Source organism: Agarivorans sp. OAG1 (assembly GCF_037076485.1).
Lineage (GTDB): Bacteria > Pseudomonadota > Gammaproteobacteria > Enterobacterales > Celerinatantimonadaceae > Agarivorans > Agarivorans albus.
Map to the genome: position 1 here is coordinate 2,285,206 of NZ_AP028990.1, position 23,091 is coordinate 2,308,296.

Annotated in this window: 30 protein-coding genes; 23 read left to right on the plus strand and 7 right to left on the minus strand. The window is 42.6% G+C overall.

Translation table 11 applies throughout. From position 1 onward, the window contains the following. The first annotated feature begins 45 nt into the window (after nt 1-45). The 16 genes from tatA (at nt 46) to OAG1_RS10430 (ending at nt 10,637) form a co-directional block, all read left to right on the plus strand. Entirely contained in the window at nt 46-255 is a 210-nt protein-coding gene (gene tatA, locus OAG1_RS10355) for a twin-arginine translocase TatA/TatE family subunit (protein WP_016401547.1), read from the plus strand. Nucleotides 256-257: 2 nt separating this feature from the next. Beyond that, nucleotides 258-515: a Sec-independent protein translocase protein TatB gene (gene tatB, locus OAG1_RS10360; protein WP_220721329.1), complete on the plus strand. Its 258-nt coding sequence runs from the start codon at nt 258-260 to the stop codon at nt 513-515. A gap of 114 nt (nt 516-629) precedes the next feature. Then, nucleotides 630-845 (plus strand): hypothetical protein, encoded by a 216-nt coding sequence (locus OAG1_RS10365; RefSeq protein WP_152784823.1) that lies wholly within the window; start codon nt 630-632, stop codon nt 843-845. 55 nt (nt 846-900) lie between these two features. Next, entirely contained in the window at nt 901-1,296 is a 396-nt protein-coding gene (locus OAG1_RS10370; protein WP_338626338.1) for a GFA family protein, read from the plus strand. Nucleotides 1,297-1,599: 303 nt separating this feature from the next. Beyond that, a complete protein-coding gene (locus OAG1_RS10375) occupies nt 1,600-2,940 on the plus strand; it encodes a DarT ssDNA thymidine ADP-ribosyltransferase family protein (RefSeq protein WP_338626339.1) in 1,341 nt (446 codons plus the stop codon). Then, nucleotides 2,937-4,097 (plus strand): macro domain-containing protein, encoded by a 1,161-nt coding sequence (locus tag OAG1_RS10380; protein ID WP_338626340.1) that lies wholly within the window; start codon nt 2,937-2,939, stop codon nt 4,095-4,097. The genes OAG1_RS10375 and OAG1_RS10380 overlap by 4 nt, the downstream gene beginning before the upstream one ends. Before the next feature lie 59 nt (nt 4,098-4,156). After that, nucleotides 4,157-4,501, plus strand: coding sequence for a carboxypeptidase-like regulatory domain-containing protein (locus OAG1_RS10385; RefSeq protein ID WP_338626341.1), 345 nt, complete (start codon nt 4,157-4,159; stop codon nt 4,499-4,501). 90 nt (nt 4,502-4,591) lie between these two features. Then, nucleotides 4,592-4,942: a hypothetical protein gene (locus OAG1_RS10390; protein WP_338626342.1), complete on the plus strand. Its 351-nt coding sequence runs from the start codon at nt 4,592-4,594 to the stop codon at nt 4,940-4,942. Between the two features lie 103 nt (nt 4,943-5,045). Beyond that, nucleotides 5,046-5,648 (plus strand): hypothetical protein, encoded by a 603-nt coding sequence (locus OAG1_RS10395; RefSeq protein WP_338626343.1) that lies wholly within the window; start codon nt 5,046-5,048, stop codon nt 5,646-5,648. A 158-nt stretch (nt 5,649-5,806) separates the two neighbouring features. After that, nucleotides 5,807-6,571 (plus strand): hypothetical protein, encoded by a 765-nt coding sequence (locus OAG1_RS10400; protein ID WP_338626344.1) that lies wholly within the window; start codon nt 5,807-5,809, stop codon nt 6,569-6,571. Between the two features lie 83 nt (nt 6,572-6,654). Then, on the plus strand, nt 6,655-7,053 hold the full coding sequence (locus OAG1_RS10405) for a hypothetical protein (protein ID WP_338626345.1): 399 nt from the start codon (nt 6,655-6,657) through the stop codon (nt 7,051-7,053). 586 nt (nt 7,054-7,639) lie between these two features. Continuing rightward, complete coding sequence (locus OAG1_RS10410) at nt 7,640-7,945, plus strand: hypothetical protein (protein ID WP_338626346.1); 306 nt, start codon at nt 7,640-7,642, stop codon at nt 7,943-7,945. Between the two features lie 144 nt (nt 7,946-8,089). Then, complete coding sequence (locus OAG1_RS10415) at nt 8,090-8,437, plus strand: hypothetical protein (protein ID WP_338626347.1); 348 nt, start codon at nt 8,090-8,092, stop codon at nt 8,435-8,437. A 107-nt stretch (nt 8,438-8,544) separates the two neighbouring features. Beyond that, a complete protein-coding gene (locus tag OAG1_RS10420) occupies nt 8,545-9,123 on the plus strand; it encodes an ankyrin repeat domain-containing protein (protein WP_338626348.1) in 579 nt (192 codons plus the stop codon). Between the two features lie 102 nt (nt 9,124-9,225). Next, complete coding sequence (locus OAG1_RS10425) at nt 9,226-9,621, plus strand: hypothetical protein (RefSeq protein WP_338626349.1); 396 nt, start codon at nt 9,226-9,228, stop codon at nt 9,619-9,621. 98 nt (nt 9,622-9,719) lie between these two features. Then, entirely contained in the window at nt 9,720-10,637 is a 918-nt protein-coding gene (locus OAG1_RS10430) for a hypothetical protein (protein WP_338626350.1), read from the plus strand. Nucleotides 10,638-10,703: 66 nt separating this feature from the next. Here the strand turns inward: OAG1_RS10430 and OAG1_RS10435 are convergent, their stop codons facing one another. After that, entirely contained in the window at nt 10,704-11,663 is a 960-nt protein-coding gene (locus tag OAG1_RS10435) for a helix-turn-helix domain-containing protein (RefSeq protein WP_338626351.1), read from the minus strand. Nucleotides 11,664-12,069: 406 nt separating this feature from the next. On the opposite strand from OAG1_RS10435, the gene OAG1_RS10440 reads away from it, so the two are divergent. From OAG1_RS10440 to OAG1_RS10470, 7 genes are all read left to right on the plus strand, one after another. Then, the gene (locus OAG1_RS10440; protein ID WP_220721346.1) at nt 12,070-12,579 is read left to right on the plus strand and encodes a TRAP transporter small permease subunit; all 510 of its coding nucleotides are present in this window, start codon (nt 12,070-12,072) and stop codon (nt 12,577-12,579) included. Further along, nucleotides 12,576-13,898, plus strand: coding sequence for a TRAP transporter large permease subunit (locus OAG1_RS10445; RefSeq protein ID WP_338626352.1), 1,323 nt, complete (start codon nt 12,576-12,578; stop codon nt 13,896-13,898). The genes OAG1_RS10440 and OAG1_RS10445 overlap by 4 nt, the downstream gene beginning before the upstream one ends. 87 nt (nt 13,899-13,985) lie before the next feature. Next, on the plus strand, nt 13,986-15,026 hold the full coding sequence (locus OAG1_RS10450) for a TRAP transporter substrate-binding protein (protein ID WP_152784836.1): 1,041 nt from the start codon (nt 13,986-13,988) through the stop codon (nt 15,024-15,026). Nucleotides 15,027-15,092: 66 nt separating this feature from the next. Beyond that, nucleotides 15,093-16,496: an ethanolamine ammonia-lyase subunit EutB gene (locus tag OAG1_RS10455; protein WP_338626353.1), complete on the plus strand. Its 1,404-nt coding sequence runs from the start codon at nt 15,093-15,095 to the stop codon at nt 16,494-16,496. Beyond that, nucleotides 16,493-17,377 (plus strand): ethanolamine ammonia-lyase subunit EutC, encoded by an 885-nt coding sequence (gene eutC / locus OAG1_RS10460; protein WP_338626354.1) that lies wholly within the window; start codon nt 16,493-16,495, stop codon nt 17,375-17,377. Before OAG1_RS10455 ends, eutC begins: the two co-directional genes overlap by 4 nt. A 131-nt stretch (nt 17,378-17,508) precedes the next feature. After that, a complete protein-coding gene (locus tag OAG1_RS10465) occupies nt 17,509-17,916 on the plus strand; it encodes a DUF3465 domain-containing protein (protein ID WP_338626355.1) in 408 nt (135 codons plus the stop codon). A gap of 48 nt (nt 17,917-17,964) precedes the next feature. Then, complete coding sequence (locus tag OAG1_RS10470) at nt 17,965-18,201, plus strand: hypothetical protein (protein WP_338626356.1); 237 nt, start codon at nt 17,965-17,967, stop codon at nt 18,199-18,201. Nucleotides 18,202-18,256: 55 nt separating this feature from the next. On the opposite strand, the gene OAG1_RS10475 is transcribed toward OAG1_RS10470, so the two are convergent. The 6 genes from OAG1_RS10475 to rsxC form a co-directional block, all read right to left on the minus strand. Beyond that, a complete protein-coding gene (locus tag OAG1_RS10475; protein ID WP_016401533.1) occupies nt 18,257-18,796 on the minus strand; it encodes a flavodoxin in 540 nt (179 codons plus the stop codon). Between the two features lie 237 nt (nt 18,797-19,033). After that, nucleotides 19,034-19,300, minus strand: coding sequence for an RnfH family protein (locus tag OAG1_RS10480; RefSeq protein ID WP_338626357.1), 267 nt, complete (start codon nt 19,298-19,300; stop codon nt 19,034-19,036). Between the two features lie 9 nt (nt 19,301-19,309). Continuing rightward, nucleotides 19,310-19,996: an electron transport complex subunit E gene (locus OAG1_RS10485; protein ID WP_016401531.1), complete on the minus strand. Its 687-nt coding sequence runs from the start codon at nt 19,994-19,996 to the stop codon at nt 19,310-19,312. Continuing rightward, the gene (gene rsxG, locus OAG1_RS10490) at nt 19,993-20,607 is read right to left on the minus strand and encodes an electron transport complex subunit RsxG (RefSeq protein ID WP_338626358.1); all 615 of its coding nucleotides are present in this window, start codon (nt 20,605-20,607) and stop codon (nt 19,993-19,995) included. Before rsxG ends, OAG1_RS10485 begins: the two co-directional genes overlap by 4 nt. Before the next feature lie 2 nt (nt 20,608-20,609). Beyond that, nucleotides 20,610-21,614: an RnfABCDGE type electron transport complex subunit D gene (locus OAG1_RS10495; protein WP_338626359.1), complete on the minus strand. Its 1,005-nt coding sequence runs from the start codon at nt 21,612-21,614 to the stop codon at nt 20,610-20,612. After that, nucleotides 21,614-23,083 carry an electron transport complex subunit RsxC gene (gene rsxC, locus OAG1_RS10500; protein WP_338626360.1) on the minus strand — a complete coding sequence of 490 codons (1,470 nt, stop codon included), beginning with the start codon at nt 23,081-23,083 and terminating at the stop codon, nt 21,614-21,616. Before rsxC ends, OAG1_RS10495 begins: the two co-directional genes overlap by 1 nt. Between the last annotated feature and the right edge of the window lie 8 nt (nt 23,084-23,091).

The window sequence follows — 23,091 nt, forward strand, 5'->3', positions numbered from 1 at the left end:
CAGGCCCAAACGGGCCTGTTTTATTAATAGTTTAAGGAAGAAGAAATGGCTGGAATTAGTGTGTGGCAACTGGCAATTATTGCCGTAATCGTTGCCTTGTTGTTTGGAACCAAACGCTTGAGAGGCTTGGGTGGGGATTTAGGCTCTACCATTAAAGGTTTTAAACAAGCGATGAGCGAAGATAATACGCAACAAAATGTGAGTAACCCAATAAGCGCAGAGCAGGGCGACAACAACAAGCAACTTGGTAGCTAAACATGTTTGATGTTGGCTCCTTAGAGATTTTGCTTATTGCTGTTTTGGGCCTCGTTATATTGGGCCCTCAACGCCTACCTAATGCCTTGCGCACTGGATTTGCATGGTACAACAAAGCTAAAACTACCATGGCAGAGGTATCCACCAAAATTGAGAAAGAACTTGAGTTAGGCGAGGTAAAAGACACGCTTAACCAACAAGTTAAAGTACCTACCAAAATATCCTCTGCGCCTTTGGTCAACAAAGACACAAGCAAGTAAGTCCAGCTAAGCTTTTACTATATCCCACTAAGGCATTAAGCTAAGGCGCTGCCGTTTTCATCAAAGCAAAGCGGCTTTAAATTTTTAGCCAATAACTGCTGTTAAGGATACCGAGTGGAAACTGAGGTTTTGTCTAGCTTAGCCATACATCTTACTATTATCTTGTGTGCTGTTGCCTTAGTTGTGTGGGGCAAGGTATTAAGAGATCGCAAAAGTTCTGCAGGTAATTCAGCATCTAGTAACGACACGTCTACTGGCACTACACTTATTGTGTGTGGTGGTTTGTTGGCAATAACGCAAGTCGCTAAACTAATTGAGCTGTTTGCCTAAACGCGCAGTAAGCACATGCCAAAAACCAAGACTTTACGATAATCTAGGAGCGCCCATGGCCATTACCGGAGAATGCTTTTGTGGTGCAATTAAATACCAAATAGAGGGCGAGTTACACGATGCTCGCTCCTGCCATTGTTCCCGATGCCGCAAAGCATTTAGTGCCCAAGCCTCAGCTTATGCATTAGTTAAACCTGGCGAGTTTTCTTGGCTAAGAGGCGAAAACTTGCTTACTTCATACATTGGAGAACAGGGTTTTGGTTTACAGTTTTGCAGCAAATGTGGTTCTACCTTAGTAGGTGTATATCAAGAAGAAGTGCATGGTGTAACCTTAGGCTGCATAAACGGAGACCCCAATATAAAACTAAGCCGCCATATTTACGTAGATTCAAAAGCCAGCTGGGAACTGATACCCGACGGTGTTCCACAGTTCAAGAAACAAGTTCCTTAGTCTTAATCCCCAGTAGTTTTAGCTTTTTAACTGTCTGGTGCGTAAACCCCAAAAACTCACTGAAACTGTATTTATATACAGTTCTGTTGCGATTCCTACTTTCTACAAGTGATTGCATACTTTCATGCTGATATTTTTGTTATTTTTCGAGCTAGGTGGCTGATGTAGCTTAGGAAAGGTGATAACCTTGATTTTATAAAATGTATGATAAGAGGAAAATTTCCTAGTTTAAACAAGGAATTTTTCATATTAATAAGCTGTTAGGGTTCTTACGAGGCCTAGTAAACTTAAAAAAGGATTTAGATGACTATTGCGGACAAATACACAGGGAAATATTTTTTTCATTTTACTCACATTGAAAATCTAGAAGATATTTTGGCTAATGGCTTGTTAAGTACAAATGAAAAACAAGATAAGAGTATAGAGCATGTAAACGTAGCTTCTTCCGATATACAGTGCACAAGACACGAAATGGAGGTTACATGTGGCCCTAAAGGTCACGTCCATGATTATGTACCCTTTTATTTCAATTCTAGAACCCCTATGTTTCTGAGTATTATTAAATCTAGAAATTATGATCAGCCTTACTTTATATATTTTGCTGTTTCAATTGATAAATTAGAAAATGAAAAATTTGTATTTACCAACAAAGCTGCAAATAGAAGGTATGAACCACCCACTTTTTATGACTGCCCTTCAAACCTAAATGAATTGAGTTGGAATTGTATAGAAAGTAAAGCATGGAGTTCCCCAAATGAGAATGAAAAGCACAAAAAAATGGCAGAGGCTTTGCATTTTAAAGAGTTTGATCTCAATGATATATCCTACATAGTTGCTTGGAATGAGAGTGTTAAAGAGTATGTCGAAAAAACATTTAAAGAAAGCGGAGTAAAATGTCCACCAGTGTTTTTTGACGGTAAAAATGGATATCACCATTACTATTATGACTTTAATTATGATAGAAACGCATCATTAGTTCATGGACCAGAAATAACTAAAGATACATTCAAGAGCCTTGTTAAGCGTATTAATGAAGCTAGAAAATCAGTTGATACTCCTTATCAGTTTGATGACATAGAAGATAGCTTATGCGCTATTAGAAAAGACTTTTCATGTATAAAAGAACTGAAAGGTATTGTTGATCTGTCAACCGATAATAGGGTTCACAGCGAAAATGTTGAGGATCACACTAGAACAGTTGTTAAAAACTTACTTGAAAGTTCAGAGTATCAAAGTTTAGATGATCAAGAAAAGCTAGTTGTAGAATTTTCAGCATACTTGCATGACATTGGGAAGGGACCTAAAAGTCGTTGGCCTGATGGTAAGCAGAAAGTTGATGATGACCATCCGAGGAAATCAGCAATTTATATAGAAAGGATATTAGTCGAAGAAATTGATTCTATTTCAAAAAAACAAATAAGACAGATTGTACTTTTAGTTCTGTATCATGATTTCTTTGGTGACCATTTAACCTCCGGACGTTACTTGAAAGAACTTAATAGCGTTTTGAAGTCTGAGTCAGATCTAAATATGCTATACGCATTAGCAAAAGCCGATGTAATGTCAATACAATCTAAATGGTATACAGATAGAGTTATAGATTGGAAGAAAGCACATAAGAAGATTATGGAAACGTTTGAATGATTGAATTTGTTAAAGGCGATTTTTTTGAGTTTGACGCTGACATAAGAATAAATACTGTCAATTGTGTAGGCGTTATGGGAGCTGGTGTTGCTCTTGCTTTCAAAAATAAATACCCTGAAATGTTTAAAGAGTATGCTAAAGACTGTAAGTTGGGCTTGATAAAGCCTGGCTTACCTTCAGTCTGGAAGAATACTGATATGTTTACGAAAGAACTTGAAATTATTAACTTTCCAACAAAAAATCATTGGAGAAAACCTTCGGAATATGAGTATGTAGAAAATGGCCTTAAATGGTTATCTGACTATCTTAAACAAAAGAGCTACTCAATAGTTACTTTACCTGCTTTGGGCTGTGGTCACGGAGGTTTAGATTGGATAAAGGTTAAACAACTTATTGAAGTTCACCTTGCAGATTCACAACACAAAATTTATGTGTTTGAACCGAGCAGCTCAAAAAAGGTAGGGGAGCTTGCACATAACTCAGCAGAGAATCTTAATTTATTAGCGCAAGAAAAAATTAAGACTATATCTAGTAAGTCGGTAGATTATCCAGAAGACTTAAGGTTGCTCACAGAAAAAGATCTATATATTTTCAACTGTAATAACAGTGGTATTGAAAACTATGATATTTCAATAATATCAAGCACTAAACCTTGCTTGGCAGAGGTCGAGTTAGTAAAAAACGTTGTTAACCACTGCGAAGAACATCGCCTTAGTATTTTATTTGGTAGCTCTGCGTTCGATAAAAAAATGGCATTTGAAGCAATAAAAAAAGGTATTACTGTCGGTGTTTTTATGCCATCAGGAATTTTAAAGTCAGCTCAAAAAGCAAATTCAAATCAAGACTTACCTAGCTTGACCTTACTTTCTATTGGAAATCCTTTTGAGGCATTTGATAGAAAAGCTTATATACCATCTGTATTAAGCCGTTTATTTCTAACTGACAAAGCCATTTTTACAACAGCTAAATTAGAATGGGTGTCAAAACAGGCAAAAAATATTAATAAATCTCGTTCAAAATTTTATTATACAGACACCACAGTCTTAACAGAAAAAGATGCGTTGGCTATTGGAAAAATTTCAGCAATAAAGATTGAAACGAAATCGGTTAGTCAAGCCCTAACAAGGCAATTAAACGGAACTAAAACAGTTGGTTAAGTTTCGTTCCTCAACATTATAACCAACAATTTTAGTCCGCTTATTGCGGCGTTAAGCATATGAAAGCACTGATACTTACAATTACATTTATTTTCCTTCAGGGATGCGTGAACATCGCAGTAAGTCCTGCCGTCGAAGGTCGAGTTACTAATGAGAATGGTTTGCCTATTGAAGCAACGATATTGATTCAACACAATCAATTGGAAAAGAAATCAGAAAGCACAACCACAGACAAAGATGGGTATTACTCATTAAGTAAACTTCGAATTTGGACTCCGGTGCCTTTTTCAGCGATCCGGCTATCAAGCACCGTTTCTGTTTCAGCTCCTGGGTATAAATCTGTAGTCTTCGAGGCTGATAGCTATGAAACGGTAGTAAGAGATATTCAGTTAAAGGCCGAGTAAATGCTTAACAAACACATCAAAAATTGCTCCACTCCGTTGCGCTGGACGTCGCTGACGCTCCGCCTTTTATGTGGGCGTTAAGGGCCATTCATGATTCCAGAGTATTGGAAAGAATTCTTAGCTAAAAATAAGATAATTGGCTGTGACTTTGAAATATCGGAAGTCGATGATTTATCTGAGTTAGGTGCTGATCTTAGAATAATGAGCATTGAACAATGCATATCTGGAGCAACTGAATGTTACCCAGGAATCGCGGCTGCAAAGGAAAGCTACATGCCAGTTGCGATGTGCTTGTCAGGTAGTGGCGATTATTACTACATCAGATCAACGGAAGGTGAAAACGGCGCTCTGTATCGCATATACCACGACGCAGTGAACGGCGAACACATTGAGCAAGATGGCATAGAGAAGGTATTAAAAAGTTATGCTTCACTGCTTTGAATTAAAAGCCCTTAACAAGTTTAGGCAGCAACGCCCTGCGGGCTGGACGGCCTAACGGCCGCCGCTGCTAAAGGCGTTAGTCATGCTTAGGAGTATCGGTGTTTTGAATATAGAAGAAAAAGAACTAGGTTTAATCGAAGACAATCTAGAAAAGTTAAGGGTAACCCTTAAAAAATCTGATAGTACAGCGGTGGTTTTTTTAATCTCGTCTATCATTCTATACACGACTACCGATCCCAGTACTTCGATTAAAATTGCCATGCTGGGAGTCGAATTGAAGAGCATATATGCGATTTATATATTTTTTTTGCTCTCACTAGTTTCGATACTTAATTATTCAGCTACTTATGTGAAATCAGTACTGTTGTACGAACGCTATCTCAAGTTATTTAGGTCGATGTATGGTGATGTTCCTAATTCTGTACATCTAATTTTCATCGATGATCATAAAGTTAGAAAGAACATGCTTAGAGGTAGGTGGGTGCTAATTGATCATTTATTCCATCTATTTGTTACCGTCCCAATATTTACTAGCTATTTCTACATGGCATATGAGTTAGTGAGATTTTCTATTGAGGTTTCAAAGTTTGAGCTAATTTGCAGTGGGCTCATTGTAATTATTGGTGTTTATACCTTGGTCTTAATGTGGCAGGTTATATACATTAATCACGTTGCAGGTAAGGCTATAGCGGTAACGGATGACTAACAAGTTGCTCAAGAGTGACGGCTAACCTTCGGCATTTTTGGTATGGTTGATTCTAGTGTTTATGGCAGCTTTGCTACGGTTCAGTGGCTTAGGCGTACCTTAGCAAGGCGTTAGGCCACTCAGTCAAGACGAACATACAAAGCAAGGCGGCAGATGCCATGGACGCACAAGACGACATCGAACGGCAGATCAAGGAACTCGAACGCGACAAGCGACTAGAAGAAATCAGGCAGCTCCGAGCTAGTGCCAAGACGAGGTGGATCACCCCGACGGCATTGGCCGCACTCCTGCCACTGTTAGCCGGATTCGGCATTTGGATTGTTGGAGAGCTTAAGCAATACAACGAAGGCTATAAGGCACTGGCAGAACGGGATGCGCTTAGGCGGGAGAAAGACGCACTACAACAACAGAAAGACAGCCTGAATATTGAGGTCAGCACGCTTCTGCAGCTGAAGGCCCACTACGCCGACGAGGCAGAGCGGCTACAACGTGACACGGCCGCCAAACAAGAAGCCATCGATAAGACCTATCTTCGCGGAGTATTCACGAGTGCCGAGGCGTTGTACGCACTGGATCATATCAAAGGAATGGGGCCGCCGCTAGATGAGAACACACTGGAGCGGGTACGCGGAGAGATTAAGCAACTTCCCAATGAGACGGCTCACATAGTGGACGACGTTCTTCAACGTTACGAAATGTCACTCGTAGTTATTGGCATATCCCGCGACGTCATTTCAGAATTCGAAAATACTCTGAAATTAATTCCCGCTTCAGAGTGGACTCGAGAACTTCAGAGCATGCCTACCGGAGCTATAGTTCCGGATAGGAAGATTATGATTCTACAAAAGGGTGACCAACAACAATACTACGACGTAACCGAAGAGCGTTTTCTCAACATCGAAGAAGCCGAGCATGCACGGTAGGCAGTCCAAGCATCGCCTAACAAGGGCTTTGAGAGGGACGCTCGCATGCGCTCGCACCCCTCAAGCCAACCGTTAGGTTTTTTATGAATTCACTTACGAATCCACTCGGTGAGACTGATGACTACTCCGAGTTTCAGGTCGGGAGCAAGCTGGTTTGGGTATCGAAGCGTAATCCTGTCGCAGAAGGAAACGTTCAAGCAGCCAGCAGGTGTTTTTCTGGTTTCTGGTCTGCGATTCCGGACGTTGAGAAACTGGCTGAAGGTGCATCTAGGCAATGCTATCCGGCTCTTTGGTCAGAGCATGATGCGAGCGAAGCAGAAGAATCTCCCTTATGCGTTTGGGGGCTCTGGTTTTATCCAGATACTGGAGAGGCTCACTACGAAGTGAATTACAACCATTGCTATACCGGTGAAGCGGATTTCCCTGATGATGGGATTATGGTTATCAGGAACTCAAGCGGGGCCTTAACACTTGGCGGATAAACCTAACAAGGCAAATCAGCAAGCACTCGTCGCTGCGCTCCTCGCGTGGACAAAGGCCACATCGCGGCGAGCCGCTTGCCTTTGCCCCTGTTTGCAGCGTTATATGCCTAAGGGAGTCTGGTGCTAGCATATTTTTTTCCATTACTAATGATACCTATCTATGCTGGTATTTTTTATATAGTGCTCAAGTGGCTTAAAGTTGACACGTTTCGAGTTAAACGATCTTTTATTCTTGCTTCAACTTTAGCTTCTATCTAGTTAGTCTGTAACCTTATAGTTTTTATATTAGAGCTGGACGGTATAGCAAACACGATTTTATCTGTTGGTATTTTTGTTTTCATTATTCGTAAATTATTAATTTTAAAATCATGGCAAGCTGTTGTTATTCCAATAGGTATTGCAACTTGTGGTTACTTAATATTGTCGGTATTTTTAATGGTGTTCTTTAAATTTTTCGCACCGTCGAGTAGCGGCATATAACACGTCGTTTAAAAGGACAAAAAAAAGTTGGCTTTTGCTCTTTCGTCGCTAATTTTAGCCAACATTTTTTTGCCTCTTAATGAGGCGTTAAGTTTCAAGGTGAATCATGTACGGCACACAAATTAAAGTGACGCACTTTTCAATAATTGTTGTGGTTTTACTTTTATGGTTTTATGCAGTTAGCGGGTTGATTGATGCGGCTGGCGTAGATGGTGCTCAGGAAACCGAGAATGCCTTTTCAATTGCAGATCTAGCAGTGCCCGGAGCGATGGTTGTAACTTTCGTTTTAGCCCTGTTAATGGCAAATATTTTCAGTTACATCATAATAGCCAGGGTGCTAAAAATACCAAGAAACGAACTAGAGAAAGTCATAAAAGATCGAGCCGCAAATGATCCACATGAGAATATTTAAATTGCAAAAACAATCTATAAGTGGTGCCTAGACGTTGCGTATAAGACAAAAACTTAACAAGGGTGGCCAATTCGCGGCTATCGCCGCGGGACTCGCTTTCGCTCGCCCTTGCCACCGGCGTTACATTTCAAAAATAGATCGAACATGGAACGAGCAGAGATAATAGAACCAGGATTTTCAACCGCAGATGCCGACTTCCCAGACATCAATATGGATGAGGGAGACTTAATTCTTAAATTTAGGGATTGGCAGGAAATTCAGCGCGAAGTATTCTTTTCAGATACCGTTGCATTTAAATGGCAAATGATCGAAACCTTCATAGAAGGCGAAGAATACGATAAAAGCCATATAATTACCGAGTCAGAATGGCTAGCAGAGCATATAAAGCAAGGTGAAACCGGTGCTCAAGAAGAGTACAAGCACTATAAAATTAATTTTAATGGCAATGGGCAACTTGAGGTAATCAGCAATGGCTTCACGGTCAAAATGTAACAAGTCAAAGCATGCGGACTTAGCAAAGCTGTCACCTTTTTTGTTCCAAAAAAGACGCCAACTTCACCATGCCGGTGTTTGAGGCGTTAGGGCCCTGATACTCACCTATGCATAAGCTAATTATTTCAGTCGCAACCCTCTTGGTTTTATCTGGCTGCATCGAGCGATCATGCAATGAAGCTAACGATGCAAACACCCCATTTAATAAAGCTATCGCTGTACTAGTAAAAGACAAAGATGATTCCCCAGCATTCACACTTCTGGAAAACGGCCTAGATGTGAACCACCAGAACGCATGCGGTGCCAGTTTTCTTCATATCGCTACCATTGTCGGGAACAAGGAGTTGGTCGACTACCTTCTACAGCGGGAAGCCAATCCCAATATTGTAAACTGGCAGGGTGAAACCCCTGTTTTCATGGCCGCCCAATGGTCGGAAAACTATATTATTACAAAGTTATTGGCATCAGGTGGTGATCCAAACTTTGTCGTAGAAGACGACACCTATCTCTACAACACCCCGTTATTAATCGCTACTCTAAACAACAACATTGAGGGCGTCCGAATCTTAAAGTCTTATGGTGGCAACGTTGGTTACGTCAATTCTGAAGGAATATCTGTAGCCGACCTAGCGGAGAAAGAAGGCTTCGTAGAAATCCAGGAGATCGCGCGTAATGGTCAGCCCTAACAAGGCAATCAACTTCAGCCAGCAAGCTGGCACGGAACTCCAAACAGCTACGCGGTTTTCCGTCCCGTTATTGCGGCCTTAATAAACTATAGAGACATGCAAGTGGCATTGAGTATTTTAAGCAGTAAGAAGACTTGGCTCACTATAAGTAGTACCGCTTTGTTAGCTGCGAGTTTACTATTTTATTTTGCTAGCTTTGGCCCTATAACAGCTCAACAAGAAGCAGATAGCCAAGCCATCGAGGATTTCGAACAATGCCTTACAGCGAGATTATTTTCTGAGAATCTCAAAGCATGCGATCGTTTCTATCTAGACTATTTGCCCAATAAAACAGACCCGGTATTTAAACAAAACATTGTTGAAGTGGCGAAGCTAGATCAGAAACAGATAGTACGCACCTACAGGGATGTTAATCGGCTGTTGAAAGATCATGGTTTAGCACCATACCCAGAACTTTACTTATTATCTCATGGCCAATTAGTTGAGTATATTCAATAATGTAGAACCACTGCTTGCCGGTTTTTACTCATTTACCGCCAGTTAAGTAGACCATTTACTTCTAGTTAGTTCTTAGGTTTACAATTTGAGAGGATAGGATGAATCTAACCATTAAGGGTTTTCTAGTTGCTATGTTTGCGGCAGTGTTCTGGCTGAGTTTGGGGTGTTCTTCCACTGTAACTCCTTCAATAGAGGCACCAAGCAATTTGGTGCTAAACAGTGTCTATATTTCACCCGATGATCAAGTTAGCTCAGAATTTGGGACATGGAAGCTTAAGGGCTTAACTGTAGACGATTTATGGGAGCCTTTACGAGATTACTACAACAGAAACTTGGGTTACCAAGAAGATGCATCCATGTCGGTTTACTCGAACACTCCTTATATTGTGAATGCGAAAGGCTTAGCCGTTCATCAAGTTTTCTGGCAACGCGATAGCGCTAACCTTGAGTGGTTATATCCAAGTAATCAAAACGCTGAGTCGCCTTGGCGTGCTAGTCAAATACCAGAATCTATAAAAACTAAAATGCTACGAGATCCAAAAATCTCGAAGTACGCTGAGTTTGATGAGACCACGCCTGATTATCTGTGGCATAGCGCCGCGATTAGTTATATAACGGGATTGATTGAACCGCCTAAACTAAACATTCAGTTTAAAAACCAAGGGCAGGCCTTAGTAACTGTTTACGGAGTTAAAGCTAGACATTTATATTCGACAGGCGGCGAGGCAAGTGATGGAGGCTCACCACTAAATACTTCCAACAACCAGCAAACGATAAATTTAAATCACTTAAATCCAGTCTCTGAGCTAGTTTTTGATTCGCCGGTTTTAATCGAGCCAAGTTCCACAGCTACGCTACAAGTTCAACCGATAGTGAGTGATGCCACCCAAGGCGACGGTGAAGGCGAGCTTACTTACAATCTATATGTACTCTATGCCAATGGTGAAGAAACCGTAGAGCAATTTGTCGGGACCTTTGTTCAAAGTGATGCAATAAGCCAAATGCCACTTTGGTAGTTTGCAAGCTCCTTCGAATTTAAAGCTGGAATAACGCCTGCGCTTGTTACTTCGAACAACAGAAGGTTAGGCAAACTCTCGGCGTCTGGTTTCACTGGGTGTTTCGCAAAACAGTCGTTTGTAATCACGGCAAAATTGTCCTAAATGAAAAAAGCCATAATCAAAAGCCACTTCAGCAATGGTTTGTTGATGCTGGCAATGCAGTAATGCTCGCCTAACTTGGTTTAGCCGAATTATCTGAATGTATTGTTTTGGTGTCATATCGCAGCATTGGCTAAAGGTATATTGCAGGGTGCGGCGACTAACATGTACCGCAGCACATAGCTCGCTAATGGTAATAGGGTTTTTAAGACGAGATTCTGTAAGGTAGCTTTTAACCCGTTGCATAATGCGCTGGCGTTGATGTAAAGCAGGGGCGCTAACTAAAGCTGGTTTTTGTGCTTGGCTAAGGATGTTAAGCACTGCGTCTTCTAAAATAAGCGCTTGGGTGTTGCTGCTCCAGCGACTGCCTTCTGTTTGTAGCAGTTGTGATAGGTATTGCTGAAAGGTTTGTAAGGTATTGGCGGGGATATTATCTAGCCATAGGCTATCAAAACTTCGGCTAATAATGGGCTCATCTTGATGTTCTTCTAATTGGCTGAATAAACTTTTGTGCAATACCAAGCCATAAATAGAAAAGTGTTCGGGCGTGAGCAATTCAAAGTCTAGGCTACCTGGTCGGCATAAAAACTGACTATGGCGGGTGGTTTGGTTGTTAATACGACAAGTTTTTTGATTGCTACTAAAACCTATCCATAATCCTCCTTCTTCAACTCGGCATTGCTGTCTTAGCTCTTGGTTTGTGTCTTCGCGAAATACATGAATATTCGGGAAGTTAATTTCATTTATTTGACCAACAAAGCGACCTTGGCTTAGTTGATCAAACTCTTGCTGCCAATTAACTAAGTTTGCCGCTTGATGATTTGCATCATTAGAGTGAATTGTGCACAACAATGAGTCACCGTTTGTTTGCGTATTTGTCACCATATTTATCCTCCTCGATTCAAGTTCTGAACCAATTTAGGGCGATTGGCTAACTATCTTATTGTTTTATATATATTTTTAATGTTGCCAATTATTGATAGTTAATCGGAATAGCTATTGCTGAACTTTACTTATAGTAGTTGGCTCAAGAAGCAGCAAAAACTGGTCCAGTTAAATTGTTAAGAATTTATTGCCTTATTTGTTAATAAATATAGACAACAATATGGCTAGTTAATCTTTGACTAGCAGGGAATCACAAGACCAATTCTTGCAAGTGTTCTTCGATGTATAGCTGGAATATTTGGACCCTAGGTGCGAGTAAAAAATAGCCAGTTGTACTGCTTTAAGAACTAACAGCTGTAAATGGGAAAAAGGTTTTACCCATGTGTTCGTATAAAAAGGAAAGTTAATGCCGAGTTTTATTATTGCCTATGTCAAATATGTTGATGCGTTCAATCGAAGAGTTGGTCGCTTGATGATGTATGGGATATTTTTGATTGTTGGCGTGCTTATGTGGTCATCGGTATCAAAAACTTTCTTTATGCCGTCTCTTTGGACCTTAGAGTCTGCGCAATTCATGATGGTTGCTTACTACATTATTGGTGGCGCTTATGCGATGCAGCTAAATGCCAATGTGCGCATGGACTTATTTTACGGGAATTGGTCAATTAAAAAACGCGCTTGGGTTGATGCATTCACCATCTTCTTCTTGATTTTCTATTTAATCGTACTGCTATACGGTGGCTTAGAAAGCACACTTTACTCCCTTGAATATAGCCAACGAACTCGCTCTGCTTGGCGCCCATTGTTGTGGCCTATTAAAGCACTAATGTGCACCGGTTTTGTGATGATGATTTTGCAGGCTATTTCCCAATTTATTAAAGATATTGCAGTTATTCGAGGAGTTCAGATCAAATGAGTTACGGCATGATAGCAACAATGATGTTCTCGTTGATGATGTTGCTAATGGCAACGGGTCAACGTGTATTTGCTGCAATAGGCGCGGTAGCTTCAATTGCCGCCATATTACTTTGGGGTACTGGCGGCGCTGAAATTCCGTTTACTGCCAGCATGAAGCTAATGAATTGGTATCCGATGCTTACGCTGCCAATGTTTATTTTCATGGGCTATGTGCTGTCGGAATCAAAAATTGCCGACGACCTATACAAGATGTTTCATGTTTGGATGGGGCCGATGCCCGGTGGATTAGCCATTGGTACCATTGGGCTTATGGTGCTGGTATCGGCAATGAATGGATTGTCGGTGGCAGGGATGGCGATAGGTGCCACCATTGCGCTACCCGAACTGCTAAAGCGTAACTACGACAAAAAAATGGTCACCGGGGTTATTCAGGCCGGTTCGTCTTTAGGCATATTGGTGCCTCCGTCGGTGGTATTAGTGCTTTACGCGATGATTGCGCGCCAACCTGTAGGGCAACTGTGGCTAGCCGGTATTATTCCAGGTTTGGTGATGGCAACACTGTTCATTATCTATATTGCAGTTCGTTGTCGGATTAACCCCAGCTTAGGCCCGGTGTTAAGCGAAGAAGAACGTAAGGTGCCTATGGCCGAAAAACTAAGGCTACTTAGGGCAGGGCTGTTACCCCTTGGCATCTTTGCCTCAATGATGATTCCTTTTGTTAACGGTTGGACAAGTTTAGTAGAAAGCTCGGCTATTGGTGCAATGGCAGCGTTCTTGGCCGCTATTCTCAAACGGCGCATGACCAAACAGGTATTTGAGAACTCGGTGCGTAGCACCTTGGCTATCTCTTGTATGTTTATGTGGATCATTCTTGCTGCCCTTGGTTTTGGGGCCATATTTGATGGCTTGGGAGCAGTAAAATCCATTGAGCATTTGTTTACCGAGCAGCTAGGGCTTGGGCCTTGGACGATTCTTATTTTAATGCAGTTGTCGTTTTTGATAATGGGCACCTTTCTAGACGACACCGCCATGTTGGTGATTGTTGCGCCGCTATATGTGCCTCTGGTTAATGCACTAGGTTTTGACCTTATTTGGTACGGCGTTCTTTATACCGTGACTTCGCAAATTGCCTATATGACGCCGCCTTTTGGCTACAACCTCTTTTTAATGCGGGCTATGGCTCCGCCGCAAATTAGTCTGCGTGACATTTACGGGTCGGTAGTTCCATTTGTCGGCATTATGGTTTTTGCATTAATCCTAGTGATGGTTTTTCCAAGTCTAGCTTTATGGCTTCCTGATTATGTATATGGCAAGTAAAACTTAATTTATTCAAAAGCTTATTAACCAATATTTACCTTAAGGCGGGCAAGGGTCTGCTAGCAATAATCCACTGGAGGGATAACAATGAACTCAAGACGTAAGTTTTTAACAAGTGCTGTTGCACTTACCGCGGGTACCATGTTGGCTCCGGCCAAAACCTTTGCCGCAAGCCCGAAGATTAAATGGCGTATGCAAACCTATGCAGGTCCAGCTTTAGCTGAGCATGTAATAAAGCCGGCCATTGAAGCCTTTAACCGCATTGCCGGTGAAGAAATGCAAATTGAGCTCTATTTTGCCGATCAGCTGGTGCCAACGGGCGAGCTATTTCGCGCCATGCAAAAAGGCATTATTGATGCGGTTCAATCTGATGATGACTCTATGGCTTCGCCTACAGAAGTGACCACCTTTGGCGGTTACTTCCCATTTGGTAGCCGTTATTCATTGGATGTGCCTGTATTGTTTAATCAATATGGTTTAGACAAAATTTGGAAAGAAGAGTACGCCAAAGTAGGTGTTAAGCACATTTCTGCGGGTGCTTGGGACCCTTGTCATTTTGCTACTAAAAAACCCATTACTAGCCTAAAAGATCTTAAAGGGTTAAGAGTATTTACCTTCCCAACTGCCGGTCGCTTCTTGGCTAAGTTTGGTGTGGTGCCGGTTTCTATTCCTTGGGAGGATGTTGAGGTGGCTCTGCAAACCGGCGAGCTAGACGGTATTGCTTGGTCGGGCATTACCGAAGACTACACCGTGGGTTGGTCTAAGGTTACCGATTACTTCTTAACAAACAATATTTCTGGTGCTTGGATTGGTTCATTCTTTGCCAATATGGATCGCTACAATGCATTACCTGATCACCTTAAAGAGCTTCTAGGGCTATGTTTAGATACGTCTCATTATTACCGTCAGTGGTGGTACTGGGGTGGTGAAGCTAAACTGCGAGTTGAGGGTAGTGATATGAAGCTAACTTCCATTCCTGATGAAGAATGGGCTACGGTTGAAGCTGAGGCACATGTATTCTGGGATGAAATCGCCAAAGAATCGCCAACTAAAGCTAAGATTGTAGAAATCTTTAAGAAATACAACGCTGACATGGAAAAAGCAGGTAGACCTTACCGCTACAGCTAACAAACCAGAGCAGCAACGGCGTAAGTCGTTGTTGCTGCTATTTGAAGTATAACGAAAGGGATAGCTATGGCAGCGTATCGCTGGCAACAAGGGGACACCGTATACAATTTTGGCTCACTAGCCGAGCTAATGGCAAAGGCTACCCCAGAGCGCTCTGGCGATATTCTTGCGGGTGTAAGTGCAGAAACTGCCGAGCAGCGTGTTGTAGCGCAAATGACATTAGCTAATTTACCTTTAAAAACCTTTCTAAACGAAGTGTTGGTTCCCTATGAATCTGACGAGATTACCCGTCTAATTATTGATAGCCACGACAGCGTGGCATTTGCGCCTATCTCGCATATGACAGTTGGGGATTTTCGTAATTGGTTATTAAGTGACGAAGCCGACGCCGAAGCATTAGTGGCGCTCCGGCCTGGGCTTAGCCCCGAAATGGTTGCTGCAGTAAGCAAGATAATGCGTAACCAAGATTTAATCTTGGTGGCAAAAAAGTGTCGTGTAATCACGGCGTTTCGTAACACCGTTGGATTAGAAAATCGGCTATCTACTCGTTTACAGCCAAATCACCCAACAGACTCTTTAGATGGCATTGCCGCGACAATCTTTGATGGCTTAATGTATGGCAATGGTGACGCCGTAATAGGTATTAACCCAGCCACAGATAATGTTCCGCAAACTATCAAGCTCCTAAACTTTTTGGACGAAGTCATTCAGCATTATCAAATTCCAACTCAGTCTTGTGTATTGACCCATGTGACAAACACCATAGAAACCATAGATAAAGGAGCGCCTGTTGATCTGGTTTTTCAATCTATAGGCGGAACACAAGGCACCAATGACACCTTTGGTGTGAACTTAAATGTACTGCAAGAAGCTCAAAACGCCGCATTGTCGTTAAAACGCGGCACCGTTGGCAATAACGTGATGTACTTTGAAACCGGCCAGGGAACGTCGTTATCGGCAGATGCTTATTTTGGGGTTGATCAGCAAACCTGCGAAGCCAGGGCTTATGCAGTAGCACGCCACTTCGATCCGTTTTTGGTGAATACGGTTGTAGGTTTTATTGGCCCTGAATATCTGTTTGATGGTAAACAAATAATTCGTGCAGGTTTAGAAGATCATTTTTGTGGCAAGTTGCTTGGCCTTCCGATGGGCTGTGATATTTGCTACACCAACCATGCTTATGCCGACCAAAATGACATGGACAATTTGCTTACCTTACTCGGGGTGGCAGGTTGTTCATTTATAATGGGCATACCTGGTTCAGACGATATCATGCTTAACTATCAAACAACCTCCTTTCACGATGCGCTTTATGCTCGCAAAGTGCTCGGCTTAAAACCTGCCCCAGAGTTTGAGACATGGTTAAGTAACATGGATATATTTAGTGATGTAGATAACGTACAACTAAATCAAAATCTTGCCCAAGCATTTAGCTCGCCTATCTCCTTAGTTGAGAAAAATGAACTATGAGTAAGCCTTCTACAAAATCAAGCGGCAAGGCTATTGGTTTAGTCACCGAAAATCCGTGGCAGGCTTTAAAGCAGTTTACGTCAGCGCGTATTGCGCTTGGACGCGCTGGAACCAGTATTCCAACGCAGCAGCTGCTACCTTTTCAACTGGACCACGCACGCGCAATAGACGCGGTGCATAAGGCCTTAGCTGTAGAAAGTCTTATAGAGCAACTACAAGCTTCATCAATTATTCAAAAGTATACAAAACATGCTCCCATGTTAGTAAGCAGCAAAGCTAATGATCGAATGACCTATCTACAGCGCCCCGATCTTGGTCGGCAACTCTGCGAAGCCTCGTGGCAAAGTTTGCTAAAGCATCGAGAGAAAAGTAGTCAAGAGTATGACTTAGCTATTGTTGTAGCCGATGGGCTTTCTTCAACCGCTATTCAACGCCATGCTGCGCCGGTGATAGAAAGTTTGGTGACCAAGTTAACTAAGGATGATAAATACTCTTGGTCTTTAGCGCCTTTAACCATTGTTACACAGGGGCGCGTGGCGGTAGGAGATGATGTAGGTGAGTGCCTAAAGGCTAAAATTACCCTAATTTTAATTGGCGAACGTCCCGGTCTTACATCGCCTGACAGCATGGGTATTTATATTACTTGGAACCCTAAACGCGGCGCTAAAGATTCAAGCAGAAACTGCATTTCCAACATACGACCAGAAGGCCTTTGTTATGAAGAGGCCAGCCATAAAGCTTTTTATCTATTAACCGAGTCAATGAAAACTAAATGTACGGGCATAGGTTTAAAAGACCGTTCATTGGTGGTTGAAGACAGTACAAATCTCGAATCTAATCCCAAAAGCCAATTTCTAGTGTCGGCTGCCAAAGATAAATAATCTAGTTAATTCCTCGGCTTAGTCAGCCAATTTCTAGCAATTAGTGATTGTTATTTGATGAACTTAATAAGTTATATTGATAATATTAATTATTAATTGAGTGTTTTGCGTTATTTAGGAACAGATTCTCTATGTCTTTTAAACCTTTATATCAATTCGCTGTGCTGCTGAGCTTAGCGTGTTTTAGTTTATTGGCACTAGCAAGTGGTGAGCAGCAAATCGCCTCAGCTTTTAAGAACAAAGTCAGTGATTTGCAGGTTAATAGCTCAGGTTACGTTGTAAGAGTATTAGCGGATGACGAACAGGGCTCACGCCATCAACGATTTATTCTTAAGTTAAACAATGGCCAAACCCTGTTGGTTGCTCACAATATCGATTTAGCCCCGCGCCTCAAAAACTTAAGAGTAGGGGATAAGGTAGAGTTTTTCGGTGAGTACGAATGGAACAATAAGGGGGGAGTGATTCATTGGACTCATCATGATCCCGCTGGTCGGCACGTCGACGGTTGGTTAAAGCATCGCGGTGTGCAATACGATTAAGACCACTGGCATAGAGAGCTGAATATTATTAAACAAGGAAAGCGTTGTATGTTTAAGCAGTATTGTAAAAAGTGTGGTGAAGAGACCGATCACAAAGAGTTAATGAAGCAAAAACCGTCTAAATATGACACTAGCAAAACTGAACAGTTTAAAGCGTTTATGGAAGGCTTTTTTGGTGGTACTGCAAGTGCGGTTGGCGCCTCTTTAGATTTGTTAGACCGCTACATAGTATGCCAACAATGTGGCTGCAAAACCTTAGATAACAAAGGCGACGAGTTTCAATAAGGCAATAAACAAAAGAGCGCTTAAGCGCTCTAATTTCTTATAAGAAAGTAAGTGGCTAAACGCCAAACTCTGCTTTTATCTGCTCTAACCAGCCAGCCATGCGCTCTGCATGTAACTCACTCTGGTTGTCGTTATCTAGCACTAGCCCGGCAAATTTACCGTTGTCTAACAAGGCTGATGAGTCATCGAATTCGTAGCCCTCAGCTGGCCATTCGCCAACGAGATCTGCGCCGGTTTCTGCGATGGCGTCGTAAAGCTCACCTAATCCATCTACAAACTCGCTAGCGTAGTTTACTTGGTCGCCTAAACCAAACAACGCGACTTTTATGCCGGAGAAATCTGCAACTTCTAATTGCGGTAAAAACTCGTCCCAGCTTTCTGCTTGGCAATCTGCGGCTAGACCGGGTAGTTGGCCTTCGCCTAAAGTTGGGGTGCCTAGGATTAACATTTTGTAACTGCTTAGGGTGTCGATATCAACGCGATTAATATTAAGCGGTTTGTCGCTAAGATCAGCGCCTAATTGCTGATGAATTTGCTTAGCAATTTTTCGTGTTGTTCCGGTGTCTGTCCCAAAAAAGATTCCTACATCTGCCATGATAGTACTCCTTAAATAGCTGGCTTATATAGCTTATTGCAAGATGTAATCCACTAAATATATTATGCAATTACAATGACTTATGATTAGAACTTATTGTTTTTGTTATAAATACAACAGAGCTATTGTTGAAGATTGTTTGTTTTAAGACGAAGCGAGCGGATGAATAGAAGCAAATAAGCAATAAGTTGTTAGCTTATTGCTTAATTGATTTAGAGCTAGGCTCTGGTCTGTTGCTTAATCATCATCGTCTTCATCTTCTTCTATCGGGGGCTTCCATGTGATAGGCCGATAAACTTCTATTCGGTCCCCTGCAACCAACTGACTTTCTAAGGTCACAAACTTTCCAAATACTCCGACTTTTTGTTTCTCCAGTTGTATATCCGGGCATAAATCTAAGATGCCTGATTGATGCAAGGCGTTAATCACGCTGCTTTCTTCTACCACTTCTACATTAATGCAAAGTTGCTGCTGAGGAGTGGCGTAGGCAATGCTCACTAACATAGTAACCTCCTATTGCTGAACGCTAACTTTGGCTGAGCAAACTGCTGCTGGTTTCGCTCTGTTTTCTAGTTTTTGCTGGATGAGTCTATGCAGGCTAAGCAATCCACCAAGAACTAAAAATCCACCAGGCGGTAAAATTACTAACAGCAGCCCTCGGTAATCTGGGATTATGGTGAACTCTATGGCTTTGAAAGCGGGGCCCAACAATATGTGGGCGTCGGCAAACAAGGTGCCTGAGCCAATAATCTCCCGTACACCGCCTAAAAACACTAATACCCAGGTAAAACCAATGCCCATTGCGAAACCATCTATTATTGCGGGTACTGGAGCCTGTTTGCTGGCGAAGGATTCTACTCGGCCCAAAATGGCGCAGTTGGTGACAATAAGCGGAATAAAAAGGCCTAATACTTTATGAAGAGGATGAACCCAAGCATTCAATAACATATCGGTAATGGTAACCAAGGTGGCTATCATCAAAATATTTATTGGGATGCGCACCGCACGGCTAACATAGTTTTTACTTAGGGCACTGATCAAGTTTGCCATTACCATCACTACCAAACTCGCTAAGCCAAGGCCTAAACCGTTAGTAGCGCTAGATGTTACCGCTAATAGCGGACAAAGAGCTAAACACTGGCCAAGCACCACATTGTTATTCCATAAACCGTCGGCAATGATGTTTTTGTATTTGCTCATGCCTTCTCTCCCTGTTTTAACTCTAAATCCTTTAAAGCTTGATGCACTGCGTTTACGACTGCGCGCGGCGTGATGGTAGCGCCGGTAAACTGATCAAACTCTCCACCGTCCTTTTTTACTGCCCATGCCTTTTTTGAAGTATTGCTCAGGCTCTTTTGGTTAAAACTTAAAATCCAAGGATGTTTGGCTACTTCAATTTTGTCGCCAAGACCGGGTGTTTCGCTATGGCTTAATACACGAACGCCTAAGATAGCGAGAGATGCGTCTACACCAACTAATAAGTTAATTGGGCCAGCGTAGCCTTTAGCTGTAACTTGCACTACGTAGCCGCTAGTTTGGCCTTGTTGGTCTAGCGCGTTGTAAACGGTGTAGTTTCGTTGCTCTACTTCAAAAGGGTGCTCGGTAGCTAACAAGGCATTTTGGTAGTAAGAACTTGGCATGACTAAATCAATAGCCGCCAGCTTGTCTTCGTTTACACGTTGGGCGATTACTGGCGCTGTAATTGTGTTTAAACCCAACAACAGTGCGCTAGAGAGGCCCACAGCAACGGCTAACGAAATAGATTGGTAGATACTGCTGTTAATATGTTTTTCAACGCAAGGTAAGGTCATGATTAAGCTCCTTTGCTGCGTTTAAATAATGATTGGCTGCCAAATATTTTTGGCCTTAAATAGTGGTCGATTACTGGTGTACCCGCATTCATGATTAGCACCGCAAATGCTACGCCTTCTGGGTAGCTACCAAAGCTACGAATTAGCCAAATAAGTAAGCCACAACCAGCACCAAACAGTATTTGGCCTCGAGGGCTAGTGGGTGAGGTGACAAGATCGGTAGCAATGAAAAAGGCCGCTAACATGGCTCCACCAGAAAGCAAATGTGCTAATCCCGAGGCAAAGTCTTGAGGGTGCAGCCAGTGCGCAATACTCGCAGGAATAGTTAAGCCAAGCAGCAACGCGCAGGGTATATAAGGGCGAATGATGCCGCGCCAAATTAAAAACAGCCCGCCTAAGGCTATAAGCAAGGCGCTTGTTTCTCCTAAGCTGCCGGCATGTTCACCAAGTAGTAGCCCCTTCCATTCAACGACTTGATTCAAATCAGCAAGAGGGGTTGCCGAGCTTACGCCGTCGATGCCTAGCCATTGTTGACTAAATATTAAGCCATCAGAACCAACGCTTGGGATACTAATGGCTTGCCAGTTAGTCAGCTCTATTGGAAAACAGATTAACAGCATTACCCGACCTAACATGGCGGGATTAAAAGGGTTGTGGCCAAGACCACCGTAAACATGTTTGCCAATCACAATGGCAAATATGCAACCAAAGCTGGCCACCCACCAAGGGGTGCTGGCAGGTAAGCTCATCGCCAGTAGCAGCGCGGTAAGCAGTGATGAACCATCTATACTGCTTAACCAATTTTTACCTTGTAGTTGCAGGCAAATTACCTCGCTAAGCCATGCACTAATGCAGCAACTAACAATGACTAATGCAGCAGGCAAGCCAAAAATCCATACCCCATATAAAGCCGCTGGACTAAGAGCGAGCACTACCAAATACATAATGTTAGTAGTGGATAAACCCGAGTGGGTATGTGGTGCTGCTATTGGGTTGTTTATAGCCATTAGCTTTCTCCTTGAGTACTGCGAGAACGAGCAGGGCGTTTACGTTTAGCTGCTTTGGCTGCTTTTTTAGCCGCTGCTTCGCGGGCTAAGCGTTGTTGACGTGCCTCGGTAAGTTGGCGGGCTAAGTTTGATTTTTGCATCATGCTACGTTGCGCGTTGATGTTAGATTTTGCGTGCTGGAAATACTGCACGAGAGGAATACTAGAAGGGCAAATGTAACTGCAAGCACCACACAATAGGCAGGAGTCTAAGCCAAATTCTTGTGCGCCTTGCCAGTCATCATTATTGCTGTGTGCTGCCATTTGAAAGGGCATTAAGCCCATTGGGCATACTTTTACGCAGTTACCACAGCGCACGCAGTCTTGGCTTTGCCGCTGGTTAATTTGCTCTTCGCTTAAGGCTAAAAGACCGCCGACACTTTTATCTATTGGCACAAAGGGCGATGGCAATACTTGTCCCATCATTGGGCCACCAGCAATCATTCTTTTCGCTTCGGCTTTTAGGCCGCCACATTCTGCAATAACTTGTGATACTAAGCTGCCAATGGGCACGGTAATATTGGCTGGAGCCTCGATGGCATCGCCTGATACGGTGATCACGCGTTCGATCAGGGGGCGCTGATAACGCACTGCTTGGTAAACTGCTTTAGCTGTAGCGACGTTGTGCACCAATATGCCTTGAGCAGTACTTAACTGCCCAGGACCAATAGCAATACCGGTGACTGCTTTAATTAAATGACGCTCAGAGCCCATGGGGTAAAGGCTGGGCACAATTTTAAGGCTGATCCCACTAAAGCCATCACTCGCTTTTTTAATAGCGTTAATTGCCTCTGGTTTATTATCTTCAATCGCAATAATGGAGTTAGTCGCCCCGATGGCTTTTGCCATTACCTTTATGCCGGCGATGATCTCGGCGGCTTGTTCGCGCATAAGGCGATCATCACAGGTTAAGTAAGGTTCACATTCACCACCATTAATGAGTAAGGTATGTACTTTAGACTTACGGGCTAAGCGAAGCTTTATCCCGGTTGGAAAACCTGCTCCGCCTAGGCCAACAATGCCGGCCTCGAGTACTCGCTCAATAATTTGTTCGTGGCTAAGTTTTTGGTAGTCGCTTGGCGGGTAATCAATACCCCAGTGTTTGTCACCGCTATTGGCAATGACCAAGGTCTGGCTTTTAATTCCAGATGGGTGGCTACTTAAGTAGGGCTTTATGTCTACTACAGTGCCATTTACTGGTGAGTGTAAAGGCACCGTCATGTCGTTACTACCACGGGCGATAAGTTGGCCTTTAACTACTGTGTCACCAACAGCTACGAGGCTGTTAAGCATGGAGCCGTTGCGCTGTTGCATACCTAAGTACACCCGGTCTGGCACAAAGCCTTTGCTAATGTCTTGTTGCTGGGTAAGCTCTTTATAGCTCTTGGGGTGAACGCCACCGCTAAACGGTTTAGGTTTTAGATTAAACATAGTCACTC

Coding starts and splice junctions, on each gene's coding strand:
- eutC (WP_338626354.1), top strand. CDS start 16,493: ATGAGTAAGCCTTCTACAAAATCAAGCGGCAAGGCTATTGGTTTAGTC.
- OAG1_RS10495 (WP_338626359.1), bottom strand. CDS start 21,614: ATGGCTATAAACAACCCAATAGCAGCACCACATACCCACTCGGGTTTA.
- OAG1_RS10375 (WP_338626339.1), top strand. CDS start 1,600: ATGACTATTGCGGACAAATACACAGGGAAATATTTTTTTCATTTTACT.
- OAG1_RS10405 (WP_338626345.1), top strand. CDS start 6,655: ATGAATTCACTTACGAATCCACTCGGTGAGACTGATGACTACTCCGAG.
- OAG1_RS10475 (WP_016401533.1), bottom strand. CDS start 18,796: ATGGCAGATGTAGGAATCTTTTTTGGGACAGACACCGGAACAACACGA.
- OAG1_RS10380 (WP_338626340.1), top strand. CDS start 2,937: ATGATTGAATTTGTTAAAGGCGATTTTTTTGAGTTTGACGCTGACATA.
- OAG1_RS10420 (WP_338626348.1), top strand. CDS start 8,545: ATGCATAAGCTAATTATTTCAGTCGCAACCCTCTTGGTTTTATCTGGC.
- OAG1_RS10430 (WP_338626350.1), top strand. CDS start 9,720: ATGAATCTAACCATTAAGGGTTTTCTAGTTGCTATGTTTGCGGCAGTG.
- rsxC (WP_338626360.1), bottom strand. CDS start 23,083: ATGTTTAATCTAAAACCTAAACCGTTTAGCGGTGGCGTTCACCCCAAG.
- OAG1_RS10400 (WP_338626344.1), top strand. CDS start 5,807: ATGGACGCACAAGACGACATCGAACGGCAGATCAAGGAACTCGAACGC.
- OAG1_RS10390 (WP_338626342.1), top strand. CDS start 4,592: ATGATTCCAGAGTATTGGAAAGAATTCTTAGCTAAAAATAAGATAATT.
- OAG1_RS10385 (WP_338626341.1), top strand. CDS start 4,157: ATGAAAGCACTGATACTTACAATTACATTTATTTTCCTTCAGGGATGC.
- OAG1_RS10480 (WP_338626357.1), bottom strand. CDS start 19,300: ATGTTAGTGAGCATTGCCTACGCCACTCCTCAGCAGCAACTTTGCATT.
- OAG1_RS10415 (WP_338626347.1), top strand. CDS start 8,090: ATGGAACGAGCAGAGATAATAGAACCAGGATTTTCAACCGCAGATGCC.
- rsxG (WP_338626358.1), bottom strand. CDS start 20,607: ATGACCTTACCTTGCGTTGAAAAACATATTAACAGCAGTATCTACCAA.
- tatB (WP_220721329.1), top strand. CDS start 258: ATGTTTGATGTTGGCTCCTTAGAGATTTTGCTTATTGCTGTTTTGGGC.
- OAG1_RS10435 (WP_338626351.1), bottom strand. CDS start 11,663: ATGGTGACAAATACGCAAACAAACGGTGACTCATTGTTGTGCACAATT.
- OAG1_RS10455 (WP_338626353.1), top strand. CDS start 15,093: ATGGCAGCGTATCGCTGGCAACAAGGGGACACCGTATACAATTTTGGC.
- OAG1_RS10485 (WP_016401531.1), bottom strand. CDS start 19,996: ATGAGCAAATACAAAAACATCATTGCCGACGGTTTATGGAATAACAAT.
- OAG1_RS10440 (WP_220721346.1), top strand. CDS start 12,070: ATGCCGAGTTTTATTATTGCCTATGTCAAATATGTTGATGCGTTCAAT.
- OAG1_RS10410 (WP_338626346.1), top strand. CDS start 7,640: ATGTACGGCACACAAATTAAAGTGACGCACTTTTCAATAATTGTTGTG.
- OAG1_RS10470 (WP_338626356.1), top strand. CDS start 17,965: ATGTTTAAGCAGTATTGTAAAAAGTGTGGTGAAGAGACCGATCACAAA.
- OAG1_RS10450 (WP_152784836.1), top strand. CDS start 13,986: ATGAACTCAAGACGTAAGTTTTTAACAAGTGCTGTTGCACTTACCGCG.
- OAG1_RS10370 (WP_338626338.1), top strand. CDS start 901: ATGGCCATTACCGGAGAATGCTTTTGTGGTGCAATTAAATACCAAATA.
- OAG1_RS10445 (WP_338626352.1), top strand. CDS start 12,576: ATGAGTTACGGCATGATAGCAACAATGATGTTCTCGTTGATGATGTTG.
- OAG1_RS10465 (WP_338626355.1), top strand. CDS start 17,509: ATGTCTTTTAAACCTTTATATCAATTCGCTGTGCTGCTGAGCTTAGCG.
- tatA (WP_016401547.1), top strand. CDS start 46: ATGGCTGGAATTAGTGTGTGGCAACTGGCAATTATTGCCGTAATCGTT.